The sequence below is a fragment of the Bacillus sp. GMs2/2 genome (genome assembly GCF_050172095.1).
Taxonomy (GTDB): domain Bacteria; phylum Bacillota; class Bacilli; order Bacillales; family Bacillaceae_G; genus Bacillus_A; species Bacillus_A cereus.
Window position 1 is genome coordinate 1 of record NZ_JBNLYE010000455.1, and the last position, 2,769, is coordinate 2,769.

Consider the following 2,769-nt stretch of genomic DNA (forward strand, 5'->3'; position numbering starts at 1 on the left):
TAAAATGATATTTACAGAAAAATATTCAGTTTTATATAAATTATAAGTTGTTTTTTCGAATAATCATCGGTAAGAAAAAAGGAGGAATTGTAATGGAGTCGTCTGTTATTAAAGTGTTGGATGATTTGGATGTACAAATTTTAGATATATTGCAGAAGGATTCACAAGTAAGTAATGCAGAGCTGGCACGTCGCGTTAATTTATCACCGGCTGCGATGCATGCAAGAATAAAAAGGTTAGATGGGGAAGGTTTCATCGATAAGCAAGTTGCGATTTTAAATCAAGAAAAGCTTGGGTTTGATTTATTATGCTTTATTTTTATGAGTACGAATATTCATCAATTTGACAAGTTGGAAGTGTTGGAGAAAGAATTAGAATCAATGCCGGAAGTGTTAGAATGTCACTGTTTAACAGGAGAGTACGATTATTTATTAAAGGTTGCAAATCGTGATCGTAAAGAACTAGAGCAGTTTATTAGAAAGCTGAATAAGCTTGGTATTACACGTATACAGACGAGTTTGGCACTTCGTGAAATTAAATATTCAACAGTATTGCCGATACGAGATGAGGAACCGAGCATCGATTAGATTGCTTGGTTTTTTGTTTGTATAAAGTGATTGACGAGGAGAAAAGAGAGCTGTATTATTATATAAAATTATGAATTAAAATTCATTTAAAGTTATAAATATTAATATCGAGGGCAAGGGGATGTAATATGAAAATCTGTAATGCGGTGACGAGTGATGTGAAAGAAATTTATAGTCTTATTGAGGTTTATGCAAAAGAGGGAGTTGTTTTACCACGTTCTCTTTTGTCTCTTTATCAATATTTGCAATGTTTATATGTTATGAAAGAAGACGAGAGAATTGTTGGAGTTGCTGGATTGCATGTATTGGGGGAAGATCTTGCAGAAATACGATCGTTAGTAGTTTCGCATACATATGCAGGGAAAGGGATAGGGCGTATGCTCGTAAATCATGTAATGGAGGAAGCTACGAAAATAAATGTAAGAAGAGTAATTTCCTTAACATATGAAACAGTATTTTTTCAAAAGTGTGGATTTGATTTTGTAAATAAAGAAACGTTGCCAGAGAAAGTATGGATTGATTGTAGACATTGCCCAAAGGTGGATTATTGTGATGAAGTGGCGATGGTGCGGTATGTTGGATGAAAAATTTATAGGGAAAAAGTTCCCACTATTATTTACATATATAGTGGGAATATATATTTCCATAAGAAATGGACAGGTTATTAAGAATTTGAATTCTTTTGTCTCACGGCAAAATTATAAAGTGGATCTTTAAGTTCATAGTTATACGTTAAACCGTCAACAATTCCTACAACTTTATCATTATCATAAAGATCGAGCATAAATTGTGCCATTTGTTTTGCAGTGTGGAATTTCGGTACAACATTATCGTATTGGAATTCATCAATATCAAATGAACGCTTTGCAAATTCTGTTTCAGTTGCAGCAGGAGCTAAAACTTTTGCTTGCAGTTTTGCGCCTTGTTCTTTCAGTTCGTGAGACAACCCTTCTGTAAATGCACTTACATAGAATTTCGTAGCGCAATACGTAACAGCATCAGCAACAATTGTGTATCCGCCGCCCGATGAAACGTTAATAAGCTGTGTTCCATCAACCATTGAATAATCTCGAACGAAAAGAGAAGAGAGTATTGTTAGTGCTTCTATATTTACATGTAACATCGTTTCGATTTTATTTAAATTTTGTTCAGCAATTGAGGCGAAATTACCAAAACCTGCGTTGTTAATCCATGTTTCAATTTGAAAAGATTGTAGGCTTTCATAAAGTTTATAAACATCTGCAGTAACAGATAAATCAGTTTTTCGAATGACAACATCCAATTCTGGATGCATTTCGTTAATTTTCAATTTTAATTCGTTTAATTCTTCTTGTCTTCGAGCTACAAGTACTAAATTTTTTCCGCGAGATGCAAATGCTAAAGCTGCTTCATAACCAATTCCGGAACTTGCGCCAGTAATAACCGTGTATTTCATATAAAATCCCCCTAAATTCAAATTCATTTATGGTTAGATTGTATTTGTTAGAGTATACTCTAAGTCAAACGTTTTTTATAAATTTGATACGGTTATAAAATATATGAGGGTAAGCATGTGAAGGGAGTTTTAGTATGTACACAATTAGCGAGGTAGCAAAATTATTAGGCGTGAGCACACATACACTACGTTATTATGAAAAGGAAAATATATTAATTGCAAATCGTGATACAAATGGAAATCGACTTTACGAAGAGTCACATATAAAGTGGTTGCAGTTTGTAATGAAATTAAAACAAACGCAAATGCCAATAGCGAAAATAAGAGAATACGCTAGATTATATACAGAAGGGGAGCATACAACAGAAGCTCGTTTACAGCTCCTAGAAGATCATAGGAAATCTATTCAGATTCAAAGAGAAAACTTAGAAGTTACAGAGAAGATGCTTGAGAATAAAATTAGTGCATACAAAAACTCATTGGAAAATAAATAGATGGTTGTTATGTGATGAAAAATGGATTTGATCTATAAGTATTTCATCATAGTGTATGGATAAATAAAAAAGAGCAGCTAGCAAAAGCTAACTGCTCCATTCAAGGGATCTCTCCAAGGGGGAGTGGAGAAAATATTATATTACTAGCATTATTGACAGATTATTAAAAAATATACAAATAGGATGAAAGAAATTTTAAATAAACTTTCGGCATTGACAATTTTTAAAATGTTCATGTATAATATATATGAAT

4 protein-coding genes are annotated in these 2,769 nt (G+C 32.8%); 3 read left to right on the forward strand and 1 reads right to left on the reverse strand.

Annotated features, from left to right (window positions below; genetic code table 11):
* Window positions 1-92: 92 nt before the first annotated feature.
* Both ACQGS6_RS25920 and ACQGS6_RS25925 read left to right on the forward strand, forming a co-directional pair.
* Window positions 93-587: an Lrp/AsnC family transcriptional regulator gene (locus tag ACQGS6_RS25920; protein ID WP_000446088.1), complete on the forward strand. Its 495-nt coding sequence runs from the start codon at window positions 93-95 to the stop codon at window positions 585-587.
* Window positions 588-715: 128 nt separating this feature from the next.
* Window positions 716-1,171: an N-acetyltransferase gene (locus ACQGS6_RS25925; protein ID WP_000686667.1), complete on the forward strand. Its 456-nt coding sequence runs from the start codon at window positions 716-718 to the stop codon at window positions 1,169-1,171.
* Window positions 1,172-1,251: 80 nt separating this feature from the next.
* On the opposite strand, the gene ACQGS6_RS25930 is transcribed toward ACQGS6_RS25925, so the two are convergent.
* Entirely contained in the window at window positions 1,252-2,022 is a 771-nt protein-coding gene (locus ACQGS6_RS25930) for an SDR family NAD(P)-dependent oxidoreductase (RefSeq protein ID WP_000878075.1), read from the reverse strand.
* A gap of 134 nt (window positions 2,023-2,156) precedes the next feature.
* On the opposite strand from ACQGS6_RS25930, the gene ACQGS6_RS25935 reads away from it, so the two are divergent.
* The gene (locus ACQGS6_RS25935) at window positions 2,157-2,516 is read left to right on the forward strand and encodes a MerR family transcriptional regulator (RefSeq protein WP_000288069.1); all 360 of its coding nucleotides are present in this window, start codon (window positions 2,157-2,159) and stop codon (window positions 2,514-2,516) included.
* Window positions 2,517-2,769 lie beyond the last annotated feature (253 nt).